Annotated in this window: 18 protein-coding genes; 9 read left to right on the forward strand and 9 right to left on the reverse strand. The window is 34.3% G+C overall.

Features of this window, described 5'->3' with window-relative positions; genetic code table 11:
- Positions 1-30 precede the first annotated feature (30 nt).
- Positions 31-669: a hypothetical protein gene (locus BLV91_RS02275; protein WP_091429182.1), complete on the forward strand. Its 639-nt coding sequence runs from the start codon at positions 31-33 to the stop codon at positions 667-669.
- Between the two features lie 334 nt (positions 670-1,003).
- On the opposite strand, the gene BLV91_RS02280 is transcribed toward BLV91_RS02275, so the two are convergent.
- Positions 1,004-1,543, reverse strand: a complete 540-nt coding sequence (locus tag BLV91_RS02280; protein ID WP_091429185.1) for a lipid-binding SYLF domain-containing protein — start codon at positions 1,541-1,543, stop codon at positions 1,004-1,006.
- A 248-nt stretch (positions 1,544-1,791) separates the two neighbouring features.
- Between BLV91_RS02280 and BLV91_RS02285 the strand changes: the two genes are divergently transcribed.
- The gene (locus BLV91_RS02285) at positions 1,792-2,301 is read left to right on the forward strand and encodes a GNAT family N-acetyltransferase (protein ID WP_091429187.1); all 510 of its coding nucleotides are present in this window, start codon (positions 1,792-1,794) and stop codon (positions 2,299-2,301) included.
- 49 nt (positions 2,302-2,350) lie between these two features.
- On the opposite strand, the gene BLV91_RS02290 is transcribed toward BLV91_RS02285, so the two are convergent.
- The 4 genes from BLV91_RS02290 to BLV91_RS02305 form a co-directional block, all read right to left on the reverse strand.
- Positions 2,351-2,734, reverse strand: a complete 384-nt coding sequence (locus BLV91_RS02290) for a DUF3037 domain-containing protein (RefSeq protein WP_091429189.1) — start codon at positions 2,732-2,734, stop codon at positions 2,351-2,353.
- Complete coding sequence (locus BLV91_RS02295) at positions 2,712-3,506, reverse strand: HipA family kinase (RefSeq protein ID WP_091429191.1); 795 nt, start codon at positions 3,504-3,506, stop codon at positions 2,712-2,714. Before BLV91_RS02295 ends, BLV91_RS02290 begins: the two co-directional genes overlap by 23 nt.
- A gap of 71 nt (positions 3,507-3,577) precedes the next feature.
- Positions 3,578-4,045: a hypothetical protein gene (locus BLV91_RS02300; RefSeq protein WP_091429193.1), complete on the reverse strand. Its 468-nt coding sequence runs from the start codon at positions 4,043-4,045 to the stop codon at positions 3,578-3,580.
- A gap of 3 nt (positions 4,046-4,048) precedes the next feature.
- Positions 4,049-4,903, reverse strand: coding sequence for an NAD(P)H-hydrate dehydratase (locus BLV91_RS02305; protein ID WP_394331829.1), 855 nt, complete (start codon positions 4,901-4,903; stop codon positions 4,049-4,051).
- A gap of 216 nt (positions 4,904-5,119) precedes the next feature.
- Here BLV91_RS02305 and gcvT point away from each other — a divergent pair, with 216 nt between their 5' ends.
- From gcvT to BLV91_RS02330, 5 genes are all read left to right on the forward strand, one after another.
- The gene (gcvT, locus tag BLV91_RS02310; protein ID WP_091429196.1) at positions 5,120-6,202 is read left to right on the forward strand and encodes a glycine cleavage system aminomethyltransferase GcvT; all 1,083 of its coding nucleotides are present in this window, start codon (positions 5,120-5,122) and stop codon (positions 6,200-6,202) included.
- Positions 6,203-6,289: 87 nt separating this feature from the next.
- Positions 6,290-8,323 (forward strand): S41 family peptidase, encoded by a 2,034-nt coding sequence (locus BLV91_RS02315; RefSeq protein WP_091429199.1) that lies wholly within the window; start codon positions 6,290-6,292, stop codon positions 8,321-8,323.
- A 106-nt stretch (positions 8,324-8,429) separates the two neighbouring features.
- Positions 8,430-9,143 (forward strand): YebC/PmpR family DNA-binding transcriptional regulator, encoded by a 714-nt coding sequence (locus BLV91_RS02320; RefSeq protein ID WP_007138974.1) that lies wholly within the window; start codon positions 8,430-8,432, stop codon positions 9,141-9,143.
- 81 nt (positions 9,144-9,224) lie between these two features.
- On the forward strand, positions 9,225-10,082 hold the full coding sequence (locus BLV91_RS02325) for an EamA family transporter (RefSeq protein WP_091429201.1): 858 nt from the start codon (positions 9,225-9,227) through the stop codon (positions 10,080-10,082).
- A 381-nt stretch (positions 10,083-10,463) separates the two neighbouring features.
- A complete protein-coding gene (locus tag BLV91_RS02330; RefSeq protein ID WP_091429203.1) occupies positions 10,464-12,536 on the forward strand; it encodes a hypothetical protein in 2,073 nt (690 codons plus the stop codon).
- A gap of 79 nt (positions 12,537-12,615) precedes the next feature.
- On the opposite strand, the gene BLV91_RS02335 is transcribed toward BLV91_RS02330, so the two are convergent.
- Positions 12,616-13,656 (reverse strand): cysteate synthase, encoded by a 1,041-nt coding sequence (locus BLV91_RS02335; RefSeq protein ID WP_091429205.1) that lies wholly within the window; start codon positions 13,654-13,656, stop codon positions 12,616-12,618.
- A gap of 70 nt (positions 13,657-13,726) precedes the next feature.
- A complete protein-coding gene (locus tag BLV91_RS02340; RefSeq protein ID WP_091429208.1) occupies positions 13,727-15,787 on the reverse strand; it encodes a S9 family peptidase in 2,061 nt (686 codons plus the stop codon).
- A gap of 142 nt (positions 15,788-15,929) precedes the next feature.
- Here BLV91_RS02340 and BLV91_RS02345 point away from each other — a divergent pair, with 142 nt between their 5' ends.
- Positions 15,930-16,250: a YbaB/EbfC family nucleoid-associated protein gene (locus tag BLV91_RS02345; RefSeq protein WP_091429210.1), complete on the forward strand. Its 321-nt coding sequence runs from the start codon at positions 15,930-15,932 to the stop codon at positions 16,248-16,250.
- 65 nt (positions 16,251-16,315) lie between these two features.
- Here BLV91_RS02345 and BLV91_RS02350 read toward each other — a convergent pair whose 3' ends face one another.
- Entirely contained in the window at positions 16,316-17,335 is a 1,020-nt protein-coding gene (locus BLV91_RS02350) for a threonine aldolase family protein (RefSeq protein WP_091429213.1), read from the reverse strand.
- Positions 17,336-17,382: 47 nt separating this feature from the next.
- Here BLV91_RS02350 and prfB point away from each other — a divergent pair.
- Positions 17,383-18,481 (forward strand): peptide chain release factor 2 gene (prfB, locus tag BLV91_RS02355; protein ID WP_139262256.1). Its coding sequence is split into 2 segments (ribosomal slippage): positions 17,383-17,445 and positions 17,447-18,481, totalling 1,098 coding nucleotides; the frame shifts between segments, so codons are not numbered across the junction.
- 113 nt (positions 18,482-18,594) lie between these two features.
- Here prfB and BLV91_RS02360 read toward each other — a convergent pair.
- A complete protein-coding gene (locus tag BLV91_RS02360; RefSeq protein ID WP_091429219.1) occupies positions 18,595-19,230 on the reverse strand; it encodes a L,D-transpeptidase family protein in 636 nt (211 codons plus the stop codon).
- Between the last annotated feature and the right edge of the window lie 102 nt (positions 19,231-19,332).

Raw genomic sequence — 19,332 nt, forward strand, 5'->3', positions numbered from 1 at the left:
TACATCAAACATTTAAAAAGTAAAGTATATATGAAAAACTTAAAACTGATTGCTCTTGCAATGATACTATTTACTGCTGTTGGCTGTAAAGATTCTAAAAAAGATACTGAAGATAAAACTGTAGAAACCCAAACGACTGAAGGTACTTATACCGTAATCAATGACTCTACAAAAGTGAGTTTTACGGCGTACAAAACAACTGACAAAGCAGCTGTTGGCGGTACATTTAAAGAAATAACGTTAACAAATACTGGAGAAGGACAAACACCATTAGAAGCATTGAATGGAACTAAATTCAGCATTCCAGTAAGTAGTTTGTTTACTAATGACGCTACAGGAACCAGAGATCCTAAGATTTTGAAATTCTTTTTTGGCGTATTGAAAAATACGGAACTTATTTCTGGTGAGTTTAAAGTTGCTGCTGATAACACTTGTTCAATAGATGTATTATTAAACGGAAAAACAGCAAATATTCCTTTAGAAGTCACTACTAATAACGATACTAGCCTTTCTTTTGACGGAGTAATGAATTTAGAAAACTGGGATGGTTTAGCTGCTGTAGCATCTATCAATAAAGCTTGTGAAGCATTGCATACCGGAGCAGATGGTGTAAGTAAAACATGGAGCGAAGTGGCAGTACATGCTGATGTATTGTTGAGCAAAAAATAAAAAACATATTAGTTCAGTTAAACCGAATCCTTTGGTAGTAATAGTAAACACCATTTTATTTCTAAAACTACCATGAATAAAAAAAGCTACTGACTTCATAAGTTAGTAGCTTTTTTTATTACTTTTTTGACCCGTCCTGAAATAGTGATATACAAAAAACACCCTAATGAGAAAATACGCTAGCTGCAGAAATCACAAGAAGAAAATAACTAGCATGAGCTCTCTTTCTTCGAAATGACAAACTCAATATTATTTAGCAGTATTTGCGTAAGGGATTGCGGTCTCAATCTATTTTATTTAAAGTAATAAAGCTATAAGCCCAACCCCAATAACACTACAATTTATTAAACCTAAATTTCTGTCCGCCAATTGATGCTTCATACATAAGACCGCCTTTTTGCATGGTGAAGACCATAACGCCATCTGCATACTTTACATTTGCTGAGGCTCCCTCAGTTACCGCTACAGCAGAGGCTTGGGCAGCAAACTCAAAACGGCTGTCTTTGAACCTTTCCAATTCTTTTTTCGATTCAAAAAATATTACTTCGCGGTAGGCTTGTCCACCTGCCTGGAACCCGATGCTCAATTGCGATAATTTTGCCATTCCTATAACCTTGCCATTCTGATAAACAGCACCATTTCCAGCTGCCGCACCAACGCCGAGTCCTCCCTTACCAACATTGGGAAAAATGACGTACGCATACGCACTTTCAAAAATACTCTTCATAAGACCGTCATTCTGGATGAATTCCGCCTTCGCAGTTTCACAGTCAGCGATGATTTTGTTCTTTTTAGCTTTAGATTGTCCTAAAATGGGTGACACGCTTAATATGCAAGCCATCACCAATACCCAAATGATATTTAAATTTTTCATCTCTTAAATGGATTAAATTATTCTATGTTTTATTTACTTAAAGATAATCATATTTTTTTTAAATTAAATTTATTTAACTGAATACCAACACTATAAACACAAAATACTTCACTTTAGTAAGTTAAGTTTACTACTTAATCATTACTTATTTCAACAATATCTAAACCAGAAACAGGTCGTGTAGCGAATTGCATTTTTGTTATGCTTTTATTTACCTTTGAAAAACAACAATAAAAAGACCATTGTAAATGATTACAAAAGCAACTTTAGAAGATGTTTCGAGTTTAAATAAATTAATCAATTCAGCTTACCGAGGAGAGTCCTCTAAAAAAGGATGGACTACTGAAGCCAATCTACTAGAAGGTAGCCGAACGAACGAAATGGAGTTAATCGAAATTATTCAAGATCCAAAAAATACGATTCTGAAATTTACTGAGGGAAACCAAATCCTAGCTTGCGTTTTGCTTGTTGAAAAAGAACAACAATTGTATTTAGGAATGCTAACGGTATCTCCAGACTTACAAAATAGCGGTATTGGAAAAAAGCTTTTGTTTGAGGCCGAAACTCATGCAAAAGCTATAGGACTAAATGCAATTGTTATGACGGTAATATCAGCTAGAACCGAATTGATTGATTGGTACAAACGCCATGGTTATACTGATACGGGAGCAAGAGAAGCTTTCCCAGTGAGTGATATTCATATTCCAATATCAGAGGGGAAATTAGAATTTATGGTGTTGGAGAAAAAAATAGCCTGATTTTACTGGGGCGATAAAAACTATTTATCGCCCCAGTAAAATGCTTGCTTTACAAAACTAAATCTTCAAATAGTCGTTGCGTAGTTTGTTCCAAATCGTCGCACAATCCAGGATGCGGTCTTGAGCTTTGAATAACGGAACTACGCAGAGCAGTTAGCCAACGAAAACGAGACGGAATATCCATCAAAGCAATTGGCCCGCCATCTTTAGTTCCGTGTGCAACTTTTTCGAAAGCCATTAAATTCATTTCGATTTGTTCCACATCTGCTTCTGTTGAAAAAGATAGTACTTTTTCGACGTTAAGGGAATAAAGCACTTTTATAAATTTAGCTTTTTTACAAAAAAGAACAATCCCTACATTGAGGAATTCTTCGCGTTCTACCCTAGGCACAACCCGAATTACGGCATACTCATATAAGTTTTTCTCGTGCATTTTGGGCTTCCTTAATAAAAATTTCTGAATGATTTAATCGGGTCAATAGGAACTGTAAATACACATTTCGCAATTCTGCCGCTGTGTCTTCTACTTCTTCCCACTGCAACCAATCCTCGGGGATTAGGTTTACAATTCCTTCTAATACTTCTGGAGTCAATAATTGTTTAAAAGCGGTATCCGTTTCAGCTAAGGCTGCAGCCTGTGGTAACAATACGTGATCTTTGATTAATGCAAACGGACTTTGAGCATGCTTCTCCCAATTAGTCCAAGAGTGATGAAAATACAGACTTGCCCCGTGATCGATGAGCCATAATTCCTTATGCCAAATCAACATATTCGTATTTCTAAAAGTACGGTCAACATTTGTTATGTAAGCGTCTAGCCATACAATTTGTGAAGCCAAAACTGGATCAACAACTGTTACCACCGGATCAAAATTAATCGCACCTGATAGAAAATGCAGCGCCAGATTCATCCCTTGACTTCCTTGCAGTAAATCCTGAATTTCCTCATCAGCCTCTGTTCGTCCAAAAGCTTCGTCCAGATTTGCAAAAACTAATTCGGGCATTTTCATACCTAATGCACGGGCAATCTCACCGCCAATTAATTCAGCGATTAAAGCTTTAACACCGTGACCGGCACCTCTAAATTTAAGGACGTATTTAAAATCATCATCGGCTTCCGCCAAAGCTGGCAAAGAACCGCCTTCGCGCAAAGGCGTGATGTACCGCGTAACATTTACGGTTCGAAGATTGAAGTTGGTTTTCATATTCGGAATTTACTAAAGTACAAACTTACAAATTAGTTGAGTGGATTTTACTGGAAGCATAAAAAATCCTACTACTTACTAGTATAGGTTTGCCCTTTACTTTTTTTTATTGATAGAAGTTGCTTGCAATAATAAATAGACTCATCTCTTACTTCTATATTCATTTTTAATGTCACTTTCTTATTATTATTCTCTAAATCATGAGAAACATAGGGCTTTAGCAATTTATAATCTGACTCATCAAAATATACTATTTTGACAGAATCATTAAACTTTACTCTAACCCAAGGAGACGTAATGACTTTATATTTTTTTAAATTATCAAAATATTCTAAAAGATGTAAATCATTACTACTAGGATCTTTTATTTGACGTATACTATCCAAAATATTTTCCCATTTATTAATATTCTTTTGATCTAGATTATAATAATTAAATACTTCAACGGATTTAAAAGCTAAATCTCCCTCCATAATTCTGTCTTTTGGAGAACAGGAAATAAAAAAGAAAGCTGTAAATAATAGTATAAACTTTTTCATAATCTATTTGCTTTTTTCTAAACTCAAAAATGCTTTCCCTAAATACTTAATAATATCCGAAGCGATGAAGGACTGATAGCCCGTTTTTGGCAAAGCGATATCGGCCGTTAGTCCGTGAAGATAAACGCCCATGATGGCAGCGTCAACTGGTTTATAGGATTGTGCTACTAAACTTGTAATAATTCCCGTTAAGACATCGCCACTTCCCGCAGTCGCCAAAGCAGCATTTCCAGTTGTGTTTTCATAAATAGTTCCCCCATCAATAATATGCGTGGGTGCTCCTTTCATCACAACAACCAAATTATATTGTCTAGAAAAGGCAATTGTTTTATCGAATTTGTCTGCTTCCGTACTCCATTTTCCTATTAAGCGTTCTAATTCTTTGGGATGCGGCGTTACTATTGTTTTGGGTTGTAATAACGCCAACCAATCTTTGTTATTTGACAAAATATTCAAAGCATCCGCATCTATAACTAACGGAATTTTGTTGGTTTTTAGAAAATCATGAACTGCTTTTTGAGTTTCAGTTTCTTGTCCTAAACCTGGACCGATCGCAATGGCTTGTGGTTTTATATCGAATGTAATGTTGGAAATATATTTTTCACTTTCATCCGTTAGTGTCATGACTTCGGGATTTGAAATTTGCAGGATTTGATAGCCACATTCAGGAACATAGGCCGTTACGAGTCCGCAACCTGTTTTTAGGCAGGAATTTGAAGCCAATACAGCTGCTCCTATCTTCCCATAACTTCCTGCTATAATCAATGCGTGACCTTGAATCCCTTTGTGGGTTTGGGAATCAATGGGTTTGTAGCGTTTTATGATTTCGTTCTTATCTATGAAAATGGGCTGCATCATTTCGAATTATTTGTTTAAAAATACAAATTAATAGGGAAACAAAAGCCCCTAGCCCAGATTGAAATGGAAATCCTTTTTATTTTTTCTTTAAAAATAAAAAGATTGCAGTGGAAAGCTGGAAATAGCTCCTAAATACTATTGAATTTACATATTTGATGCCTTAAATATGATAATTTTTCAATAAATTAGCCACTTCAAATTTTATATACATACACAATGAAAAATACTGCGCTTACGCACATACACGAAAGTTTGGGAGCAAAAATGCTTCCGTTTGCTGGATACAATATGCCTATTTTATATGAAGGGGTGAATGCTGAACATGAAACGGTTAGAAATGCTGTAGGTGTTTTTGATGTTTCGCACATGGGAGAATTCTTGCTTTCGGGTCCAAATGCTTTGGCTTTGATCCAAAAAGTGACTTCAAATGATGCTTCTGTATTGACAATAGGAAGAGCACAATATTCTTGTTTACCAAACGATAAAGGTGGTGTTGTAGATGATTTGATTATCTATAAAATGAAAGAAGAGCAGTATTTATTGGTTGTAAACGCTTCTAATATTGAAAAAGACTGGAATTGGATTTCATCTCAAAATGATTTAGGAGTAGACATGAAAAACATATCTGAAGATTATTCTTTATTGGCAATTCAAGGGCCTAAAGCGGTTGAAGCTATGCAATCATTATCTTCAATCGATTTGTCAGCTATCAAATATTACCATTTTGAAGTGGCTGATTTTGCTGGAGTTGACAATGTAATCATCTCTGCAACGGGTTACACTGGTTCAGGAGGTTTTGAGATTTACTGCAAAAATACTGAAGCGGAACAAATATGGAATAAAGTTTTTGAAGCTGGAGCGGCTTTTGGAATCAAACCAATTGGTTTAGCGGCGCGTGATACGTTGCGTCTTGAAATGGGTTTCTGTTTGTACGGAAATGACATTAGCGACACTACTTCTCCACTTGAAGCTGGATTGGGTTGGATTACTAAATTCACAAAAGAATTCACGAATTCTGAAAACTTGAAAAAACAAAAAGAAGAAGGAGTTACTAGAAAACTAGTTGCTTTTGAAATGCAAGAACGTGCAGTACCAAGACATGACTATGAAATTGTAGATGGAACTGGAGCTGTGATTGGGATTGTAACTTCTGGAACAATGTCGCCTTCTATGAACAAAGGAATTGGACTGGGTTATGTTACCGTTGCAAATAGCGCCGTGGATAACGATATCTTTATTAGAATTCGTAAAAATGATGTTCCTGCGAAAGTGGTAAAATTACCATTCTACAAGAAATAAATTGTTTCGCAGTCAAAAAATTCTTAAATATTAATCTGATTTTAAATATAATTAGCTTAATTTTAAGTGATACCATGACCACGATCTATGAAAACAATTTCACTGCTTTTGTTATTGACAACATTTTCGGTTTTTGCCCAAAATGACACTAAAACATGTGAAATACTTTCTAAAATAAATACGCTTATTCAAAGCGAACATATTCTTCCAAAACCGATAGATGATAGTCTATCGGTTTTTGTTTTTGACCACTTTATTGACGAGCTCGATCCATCGCACAATCTATTTCTGAAGTCTGAATACGAAACTCTTTCGCAAAAATATCGTTTCCAAATTGATGATTATATCATTGCTAAAAACTGTTCTTTCGTTACTGATATAGTCAACACTTACAAAACTGGACTAGCCAGAAACAAAGTCTGTATAGAGGCAATCGCCAATGAAAAACTAGATTATGAAACAAAAGATACTATTCGGTTTTACAAGAAAGCATTTCCATTCTATCTGCTGGAAAGCCACGTCGGAAAAGTTTGGAGAAAGAAAATAAGATATGAAGTTCTTGATGACATCGCTTCAAAAAATAGCAGCATCGACTCCATAAAATCTAATTTTGATGTACTTGCTTCAGCATCAAAAAAATCAATTGTCGAGAATGAACTTTGCCGAATAAACACCATCCTGCAAAGTACGACTGCTTATGAAGAGAGTATATTCAATAATTTCTGTAATTATTTTGACCCACACACCGCTTATTTCAGTAATGACACTAAGTCAAATTTTGTTTCGTCTTTATCAAAAGAGCATCTTTCACTTGGTTTAAATGTCAGTCTAAATGAAAAAAATGAAGTTATCATAAATGCTCTAAATCCAAATGGGCCCGCATTTCAGACGGGCAAAATAAAAAAAGGGGATCAAATAATTTCTGTATCTAATATGAAGGAAAGAATAATTGTCTCATGTGCCACAATAGAGTCAATTTCGACAATGATTATCTCTGATACCAATAAGACAATTACCTTAACGCTGAGGAGAAATTCCGGTCAAAATTTTGACGTTACTATTGATAAACAACTGATAAAAGACGAAGCTAACACGGTCTACAGCTTTATCATCGAAGAAAAAAATAAAAAATTTGGTTACCTGAAAATTCCCAGCTTTTATGCCGACTTTGAAGGAAACAGCGGTAAAGGTTGCGCCGAAGACGCTGGATTAGAAGTTCTGAAATTAAAGAAAGAAAATATTAAAGGCCTAATTATAGACTTAGTTGACAATGGAGGCGGCTCAATGGAAGAGGCGATAAAACTAGCAGGAATGTTTATCGATTCGGGACCCATTTCAATTATTGTAGACAGCAAACAACGTCAAACCATAGTAAATGATCCTTATAAAGGCATGCTATTTAAGGAACCAGTGGTTGTTTTAGTAAATGGTAATACGGCATCTGCAAGCGAGTTTTTCGCTTCTATTTTACAAGATTATAACAGGGCTTTGCTGCTGGGAGGCTCCACTGTTGGTAAGGCAACGATGCAAACGATAATGCCAGTAGACGAAAATGACAATGACAATTTCATAAAGGTGACCATTAACAAGTTTTATCGCGTCACCGGAAAAAGCAACCAGGCATTAGGTATTATTCCAAATGTATACATACCTATAATCTATGAAACGATATTTCCCAAGGAAAGCAACAGTCCTTCTTCATTTAAAAATGACAGTTTGACAAATCAACTTGTTTTTAAGCCGTTCCATAAAAAAAGCTTCCTTGATAATATTGCAAACAACAGCAAAAAAAGAATTGCTACCGACTCCTATTTCAATGAAATAAGGGAAATAAACCAAAAAATAACCGACATAATTACTAAACCAAAGCTGCCTTTACCTATAACTATTGAGTCGGTTTTTGAAGAACAAATGGAGGTAACTCGCTTATCAAAAGAGATCATTGGTGTTGAAGCTCACATCAGTAATTTGAATATTTATAACTCCTATCTCAATAAATTTCTTCTGACTTTATATCCTGATGAAAAAGCGAATAATCTCTTTCAACTGGAAACATTAAAAACAAATCACTTACTGAAAGAGTCCATTAACATCTTAGAAGATTTCAATTCTTTAAAATAGACTTAAAAGTGTATTTTTTCCGTCAATTTCTTAAAAAGAACAGCGCATCATCTTGGTAAAAACAACTAATAGCTGTATTTTTGCGACTCAATATAATAAATTAGAAATGGGAAGAGCGTTTGAATTCAGAAAAGGCAGAAAAATGAAACGTTGGTCAGCGATGGCTAAAGCATTTACCAGAATTGGAAAAGACATCGTAATGGCTGTTAAGGAAGGTGGTCCAAATCCTGAGGCCAATTCTAGATTACGTGCAGTTATACAAAATTCAAAGGCAGCAAATATGCCTAAAGAAAATGTGGAACGCGCCATTAAAAAAGCAACAGATAAGGATACAGCTAATTATAAGGAAGTTCTTTTTGAAGGTTATGCACCTCATGGAATTGCACTTTTAGTAGAAACTGCTACTGACAATAATAATAGAACAGTTGCCAATGTTAGAAGTTTTTTTAACAAATGTAACGGAACAATGGGTACTCAAGGTTCAGTAGAATTTATGTTTGACCATACTTGTAATTTTCGTATTCCAGCAGAAGGACTTGATCCTGAAGAACTAGAATTAGAATTAATCGATTTTGGTGCTGAAGAAGTTTTTGAAGACGAAGACGGTATTTTAATCTATGCTCCTTTTGCTAGTTTTGGAACAATTCAAAAAGAATTGGAGAACAGAGGTCTTGAAATCCTTTCTTCTGGATTTGAAAGAATTCCTCAAATCACTAAAAAACTAACGGAAGCTGAAATGGCTGATGTCGAAAAATTGATTGAGAAACTGGAAGAAGATGATGATGTTATGAACGTATATCATACTATGGAAGAAGCATAAACTTTATTCCAATACTATATAAAACTCTAGCTCCGGCTGGAGTTTTTTTGTCTCAAATTTTATGCAATCAAAATTAAGCCCATGTTATTTCTTATTCTAAGTATTATCTGTAGCGTAACTGTAGGGGTGATCTTCAAAGTAGGTCGTAAATACACTTTAAGCACAACCCAAATTGTCGCTTGGAATTATGTTTTTGCCCTATTGCTTTGTTATTTCTTTTACAGTCCTGATTTAAGCGCTATTGACGCATCTGCACCTTGGAGTATTTATATTCCGTTAGGGATTTTATTGCCCGCTATCTTTTTGTTTTTAGCAGCGTCCATCAAGCACATGGGAATTGTAAAAACTGATGCTGCACAACGGCTTTCCTTATTTATTCCTATTGTAGCGGCTTGGTTATTATTCGATGAAGAATTCAATAGTATAAAACTGCTTGCCTTCTTGATAGCCCTACCCGCTTTATTATTAATTCTTTCAAAAAAAACCGACAACCTAAACAACAAATGGGTTTATCCTGCCGTCGTATTAGTAGGTTTTGGAACGATAGATATTTTATTCAAGCAAATCGCACTAACTACAAGTTTGCCTTTTACAACTTCGCTATTCATTGTTTTTGGTATTTCGTTTGGGATCATTCTAGCAGTAGTACTTTACGAAATAGCAATAAAAAAAGCCCAATTTAAAAGTAACAATTTACTTTTTGGAGCGCTTGTAGGTGTGTTTAATTTTGGGAATATTTTATTTTATCTTAAAGCGCATCAGGCTTTCGCCAAAAATCCATCGACAGTATTTGCTGCTATGAATATGGGTGTAATTATTATAGGAAGTATCGTAGGAGTAGTTATTTTTAAAGAAAAAGTAAGCCGTTACAATTATTTTGGACTACTATTAGCCATTGTTGCTATTGTGCTTATTACCTTTTCTCAAGTTATCACTTAATAAAAAAAATTGCGCTAAATCATATTTATAATTGGTATATTACTTGTCTGATTAATTTATAAATGCGGTTTCATTATGACTCGCAAATAAGACAGACGAACTTTAGCAAACAAGTATTTTTTTACATGAGCGCAAGTTCATTATATTTGTTTCATTTTCACAAAATACAATTCGCTAAATACAGCCAATACTTCAAGCTAATTAGAATATAATTGTTTGACAAACAAAATATTACAACTTAAAATAAAGAATACAAAATAGGAAATCACTTTTTTAATGGTGGCTTCCAAAAGGATTAAACTACTGAATTAATTAAGTTATTCAGACAATTATTCCTACTAAAGAATATCGTTCTACGGAACGCTTTAAATTATAACATTTATGACAAACAACATATTAATTGAAAATCAATATAAAAGAACAAGTTTATTTGAAAAAGAAAATGTAAACTATTTAGTTCGCATTTTAAAAAGATTTAATACCGTTCCTAAGGTAAATAACATTAATATTATTACCTCAACTAGTCAGCCTGATATTTTCAAAATTGTACCTAATAAATCGATTATAATTGGTTCATCCTATCTTGACAAACCCATATTAGCTTTAGTTTATTTAAGATATGGTATAGAATGGCAGCTATGGTACAAAGCGTTGAATATCGATAAAAAGGATGCTGTTTTATGTGATATCGCAGCACTTGAAGTGATTCGGATATTTTATAATTTACTACCTAAAGACGATAAAGAAAAACTAGAGGATCTTGATTACCTTTTAATTAACTTAATTAAAAATGAAACCTCTTTAAATGCCGAATCTTTGTTGAAAAATGAAGAGTTACAATCTTTTCATGGTTTGAAAAACTCAAACACTGAGCTGAAAGAATCTTGGAAACCTATTGTTGAAAATCTAGCAAAACCTACAGAATACTTATTGATGTCAGGAGGTGATCTTAGATTGAATATTGACGAAATTCATTTGTTAAACAAATACGGATGTCGCCCATTCCCAAGACCTGATGCATTTACTTTTGCCTCGTCGACAGCCTCAAGCGTTTCAAATTTTGCTTTTGATAAAACAGATAAAGTTAGAAGTATACTAATTAGAAATAGCTTGAAAAATGGTTTTAAAAATACTACTATCGATTTTTCTGAATTACTAAAAAATAACCTTAGAAAAATATTCAAATTAAATGAAGAATGTGAAATAATATTTTCGCCATCAGGTACTGATTCTTCACTTCAAATAGCAGCTATAACCCAAATTATTTCCGACAAAGAAATTACGCATATTTTGGTAGCCTCTGATGAAACCGGTAGCGGTGTCGCTTCGGCCTTAAAAGGCTGTCATTTTGAAAACACTACTGCTTTGAATTATCCAATTAAAAAAGGGGATAAAATTGAAGGTTTTAGAGATGTTGATTTAATTAAAATCCCTTTTAGAGATGAAAATGGTGCATTAAAATCATCTAGTCAATTAGATGAGGAAGTGTTTAATGCTGTTTCAAGAACCAAAGATCTAGGCAGACATGTCGTGCTGCATACGATGGATCAATCAAAATTAGGTTATCAATCTCCTAGTGATGAATTTACTAAAAAATTAAATACACTTGAAAATTTATCAATTCAAATAATTGTTGATGGTTCTCAACTTAGATTAGATCCAAAAGACATACAGAATTATTTAAACAAAGGCTATATTATTACCATAACAGGGAGTAAATTCTTCACTGGCCCTCCGTATTGCGGTGCATTAATTCTACCTGAAAGTGTCAATAAATTGATTCAATCTGTAAAGAATCCATTGCCCAAAGGTCTAACCCAATATTACAATCATTCAGACTGGCCTACTTCTTGGTTCTGTTCAAATGAATTATCTGATGGTTATAATTATGGTTCCTATATGCGCTGGAATGCTGCCATAGTTGAAATGGACAGGTATTACAAAACACCTATTTTATATCGAAATATGGGTATTGAGATGTTTTGCAATTTTGTTGATGACTCCATAAAAGAAGCCACTTTTTTACAACCTATTTACGGTGATGAAACCAAAACAAAGAGTTACAGTAGTAAGGAATTTGGAATAAGAAATATCCGAACCATTTTTCCTTTCTTTATTTTTAAAGACAAGGAAGTATTATCAGTTGATAAAGTTAAAAAACTGTATACTTTATTAAATTCTGATTTATCCGATCAGTTTGAAGATTCTTCTTTAGAAATTATCAGACTTGCTGCTCAAAAATGCCATATTGGTCAAGCGGTTAATGTGAAATTTAATAATGAAACTGAAAGTGCTATTTTAAGAATCAGTTTGGGTGCAAGAGTTATTTCTGAAAGCTGGGTCAATAGAGATATTAGTCTGTTTTTTAGAAATATAGAATTGCAAATGAGTCAGATTACGATTACTATTAAAAAGATAGAATTAATACTTAGTAATCCTGAACTATTGGATTAAATAAGTGTTTTATATAAAGGTCAAAAAAAAGTCCCATTCGCCGCGGCGAATGGGACTTTTTAAATCTATGATTTTCAACTTATTTAATCATTTCAATTTTTTGAACTTCTTCTTGGTTTACACTGTCAAAGAAACCTTGTTCGTTCATCCAGTCATCGCTAAAGACTTTACTCATATAGCGTGAGCCGTGGTCTGGAAATATAGCAATAACATTACTGTTTTCGTCAAACTCACCATCTTCGGCATATTGTTTTATTGCTTGTAAAACTGCTCCAGAAGTATAACCAACAAACAATCCTTCTTTTCTGGTGATTTCTCTTGCTGAATGCGCGCTTTCTTCATCCGATACTTTCATGAACTTATCAATCATATCAAAATCAGTAGCAGATGGAATTAGGTTTTTACCTAGACCTTCAATTCGGTAAGGATAGATTTCGTCGTTGTCAAATTCTCTTGTTTCGTGGTATTTTTTCAATACAGAACCAAAAGCATCAACACCAAGAACTCTGATATTAGGATTTTGTTCTTTTAAATACTTAGCTGTTCCAGAAATCGTCCCTCCAGTTCCGCTACAAGCGATCAGGTGGGTGATTTTACCATTGGTTTGCTTCCAAATTTCAGGTCCAGTTGATTTATAATGTGCATCAATATTCAATTGATTGAAATACTGATTGATATAAACCGATCCTTTTGTTTCTTCGTGCAATCTTTTGGCTACATTATAATAAGAACGCTCATCATCTGCAGAGACATGTGCCGGGCAAACATAAACTTTTGCACCTAAACTGCGAAGCATGTCAATTTTATCTTTCGATGATTTTGAACTAACGGCAAGAATACAGTTATACCCTTTGATGATACTTACCATCGCCAGACTAAAACCAGTATTACCAGAAGTAGTTTCGATAATGGTGTCTCCAGGAGATAATATCCCTCTTTTCTCAGCCTCTTCTATAATATATAATGCAATTCTATCTTTAGAGGAGTGCCCCGGATTAAAAGCTTCTACCTTTGCATAGAAATTACCTTCTAACTTTTCGGTGACTCTGTTTAGCTTAATAAGTGGTGTGTTACCTATTAATTCTAAGACATTATTATAAGCGTTTATTTCTTCTTTCATAAAAAAATAGTTAATCAAAGTCAATTTTATTTAACTTCGAAACATGGCAAATTTAACAAAAAATTTTGAATTAGTTTTTAATTTTCTCTAAATCTAATAAAAAGCTGAATTCCTTTGCCAATTCTTTAAGAGCTTCGAACCTCCCAGATGCACCTCCATGTCCAGCATCCATGTTCGTATCCAGAAATAAAAGCTTATCATCGGTTTTTAAAGTTCTTAATTTGGCAACCCATTTAGCAGGTTCCCAGTATTGAACCTGAGAATCATGTAAACCAGTTGATATATACATATTAGGATAGGCTTGAGCTTTCACATTATCATAAGGAGAATACGACTTCATGTAGCCATAATATTTCTTCAAATTTGGATTTCCCCATTCGTCATACTCACCTGTCGTCAACGGAATCGTATCATCCAGCATCGTGGTTGCAACATCTACAAAAGGAACTTGAGCAATTACCCCATTATATAATTCTGGCGCCATATTCAAAACAACCCCCATCAATAAACCTCCGGCAGAACCTCCTTCAGCATATAAATGCTCGGGAGAGGTGTATTTTTCTTTAATTAAATATTTAGAACAATCAATAAAGTCAGTGAAAGTGTTTTTCTTTTTTAATAATTTTCCGTCTTCATACCATTTTCTCCCTAAATCTTCCCCACCACGAATGTGTGCTATTGCAAAGATGAAACCTCTATCCAATAATGACAATCTTGTTGATGAAAAGTGGGCGTCCATAGAGTGACCATAAGAACCGTAAGCGTATAACAACAACGGATTTGTACCGTCTTTCTTCATACCTTTTCTGTATACTACTGAAATAGGAACTATAGTTCCGTCCTTCGCAGTTGCCCATAAACGTTCTTCTGTGTAATTATTTTTATCGAAATTACCTCCAAGGACTTCTTGTTCTTTCTTGATTTCTTTTTCTTTGGTCTTCATGTTAAAATCAATAATCGAAGCCGGTGTAGCCATTGATTGGTAGGCATAACGCAAAATATCTGTGTCAAAATCAATATTTGAAGTAGGATGCACCGTATAAGTCTCGCTTTCAAAAGGCAAATAATACTCCCCTATTCCGCTCCATGGCATGATTCTAATTTTGTTCAGACCATTACTTCGCTCTGATACAACTAGATAGTCTTTAAAAATATCAATATCTTCCAAAAGGACATCCTCTCTATGCTCAATAACATCTTCCCAATTCTCCATTTTCGTTGCTGATTCAGGAGTTTTCATCAGCTTAAAATTGGTCGCTTTGTCTTTATTGGTAACAATATAAAAACTGTCTCCATAATGAGAAATGCTATATTCCAAGCCTCTTTTTCTTTTTTGAAAAACAGTAAATTTACCTTCTGGCTTGTCTGCTAATAAAGTTCTGAATTCTGATGTTAAGGTGCTTGAAGAACTTATCAAAATGTATTTTTTTGATTTTTCTTTTCCAACAGCGACATCGTAAGTATCATCTTTTTCAAAATAAATCAACTTATCTAGTGCTGAATCTGATCCAACAATATGTTTCAATACTGTATCAGAACGTAAGGTATTTATATCTTGTTTAGTATAAAAGATCGTTTTATTATCATTTGCCCAAGTAGAATTCCCCGTGGTATTTTCTATTTTATCTTCTAAAACCTCGCCTGTAAGCAAATTTTTAAAATGTAACGTATAAATTCTTCTTCCAACAGTATCAACTGCATAAGTCGCAAATTGATTGTCAGTACTGATACTTAAACCGCTTAAATTGAAATATTTTTTCCCTTTTGCCAGTTCGTTACAGTCGAACATTATCTCTTCTTTTGCCGAAAGGCTCTCTTTCTTTCGAGAATAAATAGGATAATCCTTTCCTTTTTCAAAACGGGTAATATAAAAATAACCATTATATAAATAAGGTACTGACTCGTCATCCTCCTTAATCCTAGCTTTCATTTCCTCGAATAATTCCTTTTGGAACTCTTGAGTGTGAGCAGTCATTTTTTGGTAATATTCGTTCTCCTTATTAAGGTAGTCAATGACTTCAGGGTTCTCTCTGTCTTTTAACCAAAAATAATTGTCAATTCTAACATCTCCGAATTTCTCTAATATGGTGGGTATAATTTTAGCAACTGGTGGTTGTATCTTTTCTGTCATTTTTTAAGCTTTCAAATTTTTTAAACAAGCTACAAAAATAAACAAAGCCAACTCATAAAGACTGCGTTTTTCATCTTATTTAACATTGTGTATTGTTGCAAATTTTGTAATTTCGTACTTATATAATTTTAAAATTATCAAAATGGATTTAATGGGAATGATGGGAAAACTTAAGGAAACCCAACAAAGAATGGAAGAAACAAAGAAACGATTGGATTCAGTTCTTGTAGACGAACAAAGTACAGATGGTTTATTGAAAGTAACTATTACGGCTAATAGAACGATAAAATCAGTTACTATTGACGATTCTTTACTTGAGGACAAAGAGCAATTGGAAGACTATATGATACTAGTAATGAACAAAGCAATCGAGAAAGCTACAAAAGTAAACGAAGCTGAGCTTGACGCTGTTGCAAAAATGGACATGCCAATGATTCCAGGAATGGAGAATATGTTTAAATAATCCAACACAGTTATAAGAAATGAATTATGAGTTGATTTAAAAACTCATAATTCATTTTTCATCATTTACATCTTTGATAAGGTTTCTAATACATAAGTATGCATCACCTCTCTATAATCAAGATGCGTTACCATTCTTAATTTTCCCTGTCCCATAGAACTGATGGATATGTTTTTTTGTTTTAGTTTTTCAATTAAAACTTTCTCACTGTAATTTGGCGCCAAAGTAAAAATCAAAATATTAGTTTCTACTGGCTCTACTTTAGCCACCCATTCTTTAGTTTTTAATATTTCTGCTAATTCCTTTGCTCTGCGATGATCCTCAGCAAGACGACTAATGTTATGATCTAATGCGTATAATCCGGCTGCCGCCAAATATCCTACTTGTCGCATTCCTCCGCCTAATATTTTACGTATTCTTAAAGCACGGTGAATAGTCGCTTTATCTCCTAACAAAACAGAGCCTATTGGCGCCCCTAAACCTTTTGACAAACAAACTGAAATCGTATCAAATATTTTTCCAAATGACTTTGGGTCTTGCTTTTTAGCAATTAACGCATTCCAAATTCGGGCACCATCAAGATGGTATTTCAAATTATTGGCATCACAAACAGCCTTTATTTTTTGTAAATCTTCAATTTCATAACAAGCGCCTCCTCCTTTATTTGTGGTATTCTCGACACAAACTAAACTCGTTAAAGGGCTGTGATAAAACTCAGGATCATTAATAGCTGCCGCAACTTGTTCAGCAGTTATCATCCCGCGGTCACCATCAATCAAGGAAAAAGAAACCCCGCTGTTAAAAGACGCACCTCCACCCTCGTAAAGATAGACATGGGCATATTTATCAGCAATTATTTGTTCGCCAGCTTGGGTATGTAATTTAATTGCTGCTTGATTTGCCATTGTTCCAGAGGGAAAAAAAAGTCCTGCCTCCATACCAAAAATTTGTGCAATGGTATCTTCAAGTTCAATTACTGTAGGATCCTGTTTATATACATCATCACCCACCTCAGCATTAAACATATATTGCAACATTTCGTGTGTAGGCTTGGTAATTGTATCGCTAATTAAATTTATTTCCATATTCTAAAAACTATATCTTATTTTTGTCGAACAAAATTACATAATTTATGACAACTACCGAACAAATTAAAGGTATTGTAGAGCGCCTTGGTGCGTTGAGGAGGTATCTTTGACGTTGATGCCAAACTAATTGAGATTTCAAACGAAGAAGAGAAGACTTTTGCCCCTGATTTTTGGAACAATCCAAAGGAAGCGGAGGCCATTGTCAAAAATCTTAGGAATAAGAAAAAATGGATTGAAGATTACGATAGAGCAGTCGAAATGACTGACGAATTGCAATTAGCATACGAGTTTTATAAGGAAGGGGAACTAACTGCAGAAGAACTTGACGAGCAATATGCATTGATAGAAAATCATATTGAAGCTATCGAATTCAAGAACATGCTTTCGGATGAAGGTGACACCTTAAGCGCCGTAATACAAATAACTGCTGGTGCTGGTGGAACTGAAAGTTGTGATTGGGCCGAAATGCTCATGCGTATGTACATGATGTGGGGCGAAAAGCATGGTTACAAAATAAAAGAACTGAATTTCCAAAAAGGAGAGGCTGCCGGTATTAAAACTGTCACACTTGAGTTTGAAGGGGATTATTCATTTGGATACTTAAAAGGCGAAAATGGTGTACACCGTTTAGTACGTATATCTCCCTTTGATAGTAATGCTAAAAGGCATACTTCTTTTGCGTCCGTTTATGTGTATCCTTTAGTTGATGATAGTATCGAAATTGATATTAATCCTGCTGATATTGAAATTACGACTTCCCGCTCTAGTGGTGCCGGAGGACAAAATGTAAATAAAGTAGAGACTAAAGTACAATTAGTCCATAAACCAACAGGAATTCAAATTCAATGTTCTGAAACCCGTTCGCAACAAGATAACAGACAGCGTGCGATGCAAATGCTACGATCTCAATTGTATGAAATCGAATTAAAAAAGCAACAGGCAGAACGAGCTAATATCGAAGCAAGTAAAATGAAAATCGAATGGGGTTCCCAAATCCGGAATTATGTGATGCAGCCCTATAAATTAGTCAAAGATGTCCGCACCGGTTTCGAAACCAGCGATGTTGATGGCGTTATGAATGGTGAAATTGATCAATTCTTGAAAGCCTATCTTATGATGATGGGACAAAAGGAAGAGGAATAGTTAACTCTGCTAGCGACCTTTTGAGGTTCTAAATTTATATAAAAATCCTCTTCACTTTTATTTATCGAAAAGTGGAGAGGATTTTTTAATTTAAGCAGATGTTGTATTACTGTTTACAAACCATTTTTCAAAACATTCAAATTTCCCATTATAATCGATGGGTTCATTTTAGGGTCTAACCAGTTCACTATTGACTTCATGTTGCCTTCATCAATTGCAACACAACCTGCAGTAAAATAAGGTTTTTTTACACCTAAATGAAAAAAGATAGCACTGCCATTTCCTTTTATAACTGGATTAGTATTGTATTCTACAACCATACAATATTTGTAGGCATCATTCTTTAGCAATAAATTTTCATACGATTTTGCACTGGTAGTACCTTTTACATAAGTATTGTAATCCACTGAATCAGGGTCATCAATCCATTTATCGTCAGCAGTGGTTTGTTGATTCTCAAGTAGTGTATTTAATTGCTTTTCGTAAGAAAACAATTTTCCTAAACGAAATATTCCAGTTGGGGATTTTCCGTCGCCTTCCTTTTTAGTAAGTGGATTGGCAAATCCATTTTTACCAATACCTACTTCTACGGGATCAAATTTTAAAGCCCAACTTCCATCCTTTTTCTCAAAGGCAACAAAAACAGCACTGTAACTTTCTGGTTGATAATTGTAAACTACCAGCAATTGCTCAATGTTGTTTAATTTACTCTTATTATTCTTGGTTATTACTATTGCGTCTTCAATCATACTAGCATTTGTTTGGGCTCGCAGATTACAACAAAAAAGTAGCGCTGCTGACAAAAATAAAAATCCGTTCTTATCTTAAGTTTCATTTACTGTAAGTATATT

The sequence above is a fragment of the Flavobacterium degerlachei genome (assembly GCF_900106645.1).
GTDB lineage: Bacteria > Bacteroidota > Bacteroidia > Flavobacteriales > Flavobacteriaceae > Flavobacterium > Flavobacterium degerlachei.

What these genes read in the sequence shown, in the direction of transcription:
- BLV91_RS02275 (WP_091429182.1), top strand. Translation starts at nt 31, where the DNA reads ATGAAAAACTTAAAACTGATTGCTCTTGCAATGATACTATTTACTGCT.
- BLV91_RS02280 (WP_091429185.1), bottom strand. Translation starts at nt 1,543, where the DNA reads ATGAAAAATTTAAATATCATTTGGGTATTGGTGATGGCTTGCATATTA.
- BLV91_RS02285 (WP_091429187.1), top strand. Translation starts at nt 1,792, where the DNA reads ATGATTACAAAAGCAACTTTAGAAGATGTTTCGAGTTTAAATAAATTA.
- BLV91_RS02290 (WP_091429189.1), bottom strand. Translation starts at nt 2,734, where the DNA reads ATGCACGAGAAAAACTTATATGAGTATGCCGTAATTCGGGTTGTGCCT.
- BLV91_RS02295 (WP_091429191.1), bottom strand. Translation starts at nt 3,506, where the DNA reads ATGAAAACCAACTTCAATCTTCGAACCGTAAATGTTACGCGGTACATC.
- BLV91_RS02300 (WP_091429193.1), bottom strand. Translation starts at nt 4,045, where the DNA reads ATGAAAAAGTTTATACTATTATTTACAGCTTTCTTTTTTATTTCCTGT.
- BLV91_RS02305 (WP_394331829.1), bottom strand. Translation starts at nt 4,903, where the DNA reads ATGATGCAGCCCATTTTCATAGATAAGAACGAAATCATAAAACGCTAC.
- gcvT (WP_091429196.1), top strand. Translation starts at nt 5,120, where the DNA reads ATGAAAAATACTGCGCTTACGCACATACACGAAAGTTTGGGAGCAAAA.
- BLV91_RS02315 (WP_091429199.1), top strand. Translation starts at nt 6,290, where the DNA reads ATGAAAACAATTTCACTGCTTTTGTTATTGACAACATTTTCGGTTTTT.
- BLV91_RS02320 (WP_007138974.1), top strand. Translation starts at nt 8,430, where the DNA reads ATGGGAAGAGCGTTTGAATTCAGAAAAGGCAGAAAAATGAAACGTTGG.
- BLV91_RS02325 (WP_091429201.1), top strand. Translation starts at nt 9,225, where the DNA reads ATGTTATTTCTTATTCTAAGTATTATCTGTAGCGTAACTGTAGGGGTG.
- BLV91_RS02330 (WP_091429203.1), top strand. Translation starts at nt 10,464, where the DNA reads ATGACAAACAACATATTAATTGAAAATCAATATAAAAGAACAAGTTTA.
- BLV91_RS02335 (WP_091429205.1), bottom strand. Translation starts at nt 13,656, where the DNA reads ATGAAAGAAGAAATAAACGCTTATAATAATGTCTTAGAATTAATAGGT.
- BLV91_RS02340 (WP_091429208.1), bottom strand. Translation starts at nt 15,787, where the DNA reads ATGACAGAAAAGATACAACCACCAGTTGCTAAAATTATACCCACCATA.
- BLV91_RS02345 (WP_091429210.1), top strand. Translation starts at nt 15,930, where the DNA reads ATGGATTTAATGGGAATGATGGGAAAACTTAAGGAAACCCAACAAAGA.
- BLV91_RS02350 (WP_091429213.1), bottom strand. Translation starts at nt 17,335, where the DNA reads ATGGAAATAAATTTAATTAGCGATACAATTACCAAGCCTACACACGAA.
- BLV91_RS02360 (WP_091429219.1), bottom strand. Translation starts at nt 19,230, where the DNA reads ATGATTGAAGACGCAATAGTAATAACCAAGAATAATAAGAGTAAATTA.